The sequence below is a fragment of the bacterium genome (genome assembly GCA_040755795.1).
In the GTDB taxonomy this organism is placed as follows: domain Bacteria; phylum UBA9089; class CG2-30-40-21; order CG2-30-40-21; family SBAY01; genus JBFLXS01.
In genome coordinates, this window is sequence record JBFLXS010000390.1 from 1 (window position 1) to 3,889 (window position 3,889).

1 protein-coding gene is annotated in these 3,889 nt (G+C 37.9%); it reads right to left on the reverse strand.

The genetic code is table 11. From position 1 onward, the window contains the following. On the reverse strand, positions 1-3,889 hold a 3,889-nt coding region (locus AB1414_17170; GenBank protein ID MEW6609146.1), incomplete at both ends, for a hypothetical protein.

Sequence of the window (3,889 nt, forward strand, 5' to 3'; positions counted from 1 at the left end):
TATCATAGGTATAATTGGCAAATGCTGTCGTCCCGGTAGCGTCTGAATATTCCTGTGTAAGATTACCGGATTGGTCATAAGTAAATAATCGTTGAAAGATAGGGTTACTGGTTTTTTGGGTATCAATTGTCTTTATCCAGCCGCGAGGATAATATGAGTATTTAGTGGTGATACCATTGGCAAAGCTAATATTATCTACCGCAGATTCCGGGGTATAGATATATGTAACAGAACCAATGTCGTTGATATTGAGTGAAGTAAGTTGATTGAGGTGGTTATAAGAGTAATTAGTTACTTTACCTGCCGGGTCGGTGATAGATGTGAGATTATCTCCAGAATCATAGGCATATCTGGTAACATAGTTAGCACCACTAAGGAACTGTTCTTGCCTGACCAATCTATCCCTGGCATCATAGTAATAGGTAGTTGTTCCTGCCCCATCTATCATTCGGGTAAGGTTCCCAACTGGATAGTTATCCCCCTGAGGTGCATAAGGATGCTTACCGTCATAGAGGTAATCTACCTTCGACTCAAAGCCTTGTGCCTCATAGGGATTATCTCCAGAGTAGTTGAGGAGACCTTTTTGGGTAAGTCTATTGAGGATGTCATAACGATATTCTACCCAGAGTCCTTCTTGAATATGCAAGGCATCTCGTTTGAATCGCAGATTGCCATTATTATCGTAATGGTATTCGGTTATACCGGTATCAGGATGAGTCTTTTTGATTAATCTGCTCAAGGTATCGTATTCATACTCAGTGATATTGCCTTCTGGGTCTACTACTCTGATTAAGTTACCAGGAATGTCGTATTCATAGGTAGTGGAGTTATTAAAGGATATACCATCAATAGAGTCAGTTTGTTTCTCTATCATATTACCTAATTTATCAAATTTAGTTTGTGTCCAGTGGTTATTTTCATCTTTCACACTAACTATTCGATTCTGACCATCGTTACTATAGGAAGTTGTTACTGTACTATTATCTGGGTAAATTACCTCAGAGATGCGGGCTAATGGGTTTGGCTCATAGATGTATTTAGTATATCCTCCCCTACCTTCTTTCTCGATATAAGGTTTAAATATCTTTTCTTTCAAGCCCAATTTATTATATTCAATATCGCTAATGATGTCATTATCAACTTTTATATTCCAGTTAATGGTTACGCTTTTAATCACTGGTGTTTCAGCAGAGCTATTGGAGGTAGAGATTTCCATCTTCCAGCGGATATATTTCTTTATAGAGGATTGAATACCATCTATATCATCACTTGTTACCTGTTTCCAATCTTCCCAATTTATCCCATCATCACTACTCTGGGTATAAATCTGAATGAATCGACGGCTAGGTGGAGGCTCAGGTGGCGGAGGTGGCATGAAACAAGGTATTGGTCCCCAGTATATCTGTCCATTGGACACCTCTACTTGAAACTTACCCCAGGACACAATATCTCCACAGTAGATGGGTGGAGAGATAATATTAGCCCTATTAACATACTTCCACCCCTCCACATGATAGGTAGCACCATAATAAGCCTTACGACTCCACTTACTACCATTACAACGAAACCTTATTCGAAGCACATTATTAGCATAATCTATATATGTTCCATTATCATAACTGTGATGTTGTTGAAGATTTGTCCTCCACCATTTGTCCATTTTATAACTGGAATCTGATAGAGAAAGGTTATACTCATAGCTCTTTCCATGTCGAGTCTCCGCATAAACCGGGAGATAATTATATCCTCCGGTGAGCTTTGCTAAGACTAAATTCCCATTTTCAGTAGTTACATTACTCATTTGACACTTACTCCAGTCCTTTTCCCATTTTTGGGAATAAGATTCAATAGAAGCATCATTAGTATTTTCAGCCTCGGTCCGGAGTAATTTGCCTAATCCGTCATAATGTTTTCTAACCTGTATGGTTTTAGTCCCGGTAATTTTTTGCCAGGTAGTTATCATATTCAGGTTAGCGTTCTGTGGTTCCTCTGGTAGAGGAGAGGGAGAAAACGGCATTGGAGAAGAGTTATAATTATTAAGCTTTTCATTCTTGACATAACCAAGCAAACCTTTGGTTATGGCATAGTAATAATCATACGCTACTGTTGGGGATTCAATAGTATCCCCCGGTTTTACCTCCTTCTTCAGCCTGCCAAAATTATCATAGAGATAAATGGTAGAAATACCATTAGCATCTGTGACAGTTCCAATAGTTGTATCGTTGTTGTAGAAAGTAGCAGCCGTATGTCCTAAGGTATTTTGAACTGCGGTAAGGTAAGCATGTGAGAAATAGCCACCGCCATTAATATCATTGTATGTACCATCAGTTTCGGGTTCTTTATAAGGATTGGAATTATCGCCATAGAAATATGTAGTAGTGCCGTTATTGCCATCTACTTCTTGCAGTAGGTTACCGTAGACATCGTATTTCAGGAATTTTGAGGTGCAGATAAGTTCATCCTCATCAATTATCCCATTAGGGTTGTTAATATTGTCTAACCATTGGTAAGTTGCTTGAGGACGAAGAAGGTCGGTATTCGTATCAGTTCCCCAATCAGTTCTACTTTCATTGACCAGGGTAAGTGTTTCACCCTGGTTTTTATAGACAGAGTGGCTATATCCTGGCGATAACCAATGCCTTTCTTTTAGTTGAGGATATTGCTCAAAGGCATAGGTAATTTGAGTAATTCTATCGTTGGTATCGCCTTTTTCAATCTTCTTACTAATTAAGCCATTACTGGGATTATATTCGAATTCTGTAGTGTTAGTGATACCATCAATAGTTGTCTCTACCCTATCCAGTTTTGCCCAGCCACTGGTTAAATTTTCTTTGTCGTTTGACCATTCTACCTGTTCATCAAATTTATAACTATATTCTACTGATTTAGTAAGATTCTTTAAAGAGTCATAAAATTTAGTAGTTTTTAGTATTCCCCTTTTATATTCTATATCCTGATAATAATCCCAAAATACACTAAAATTACTCAGATAAGCATCCTTTTTATCACATGCTACCCAAAATTCAATTGTATGAGAAGCTGGAGCAACCTCTATTTCTTCTGTTGAATGGCGTCTCCAGTAGTCATTATAGGTACCTCCACCAACATATTGAAAATATACCGATTTATTATCTAATCTTATATCAACTTGATAAGCATAGTTGGAATCACTTTGTATCCCATAGCAGGCAATTTTAACCTTTGCTTTATGGTCTAACTTAATATTAAATGCCTTGATATAATACCAGGCAACATCATGTTCTATCTTCCACATAGAAAGGTCGGATAACAGAGTTTTTCTCTGCCAGCCAGTAAATTCATTGACTACATAACCGTAAGGAATTTCAGTGGGTGTGTTAGGATTATATCCTGGGATAGTCGTTACCTTTTTGTAACCAACATAGGATTGTTCCTGGGGAGAAGTAAGCGTATGAAAAGGAGGATCTGATGAGGAAAACGGAGCAGGTTCTACAGAAACAAGTCCACTACTATGACTATTATTCCAATCTAAATCATTTGTACTATATAAATATCGGGTATAGGATTTATTACCTAATCCGTCGTCTGCTGTTACTGTGCCAACTCTAATTCCCCCACCATATTTTTTCTCAGTTTCTCCTTCCAGGCAATAAACATCAGACTCATATGCCCATTCGGTAAAGCCACCAGTAGGAGAAGTAACTTTGGTTAAAGACCATACCCAGGGTTTTAATCCATTAAGTTTAGATTCAAGATTATGAGTTCCTTCTGAGCCCTTTTCATAGTAATATCCCCACCTATCCCATTTGTATTTATCCCAATTTGGGTTATCCGGATGATAAGTAAAGACCATTGGTGGTAAAGATTCACCTTTTGTTTTACCACCTCGACCATATTGGGTAATCTTTTG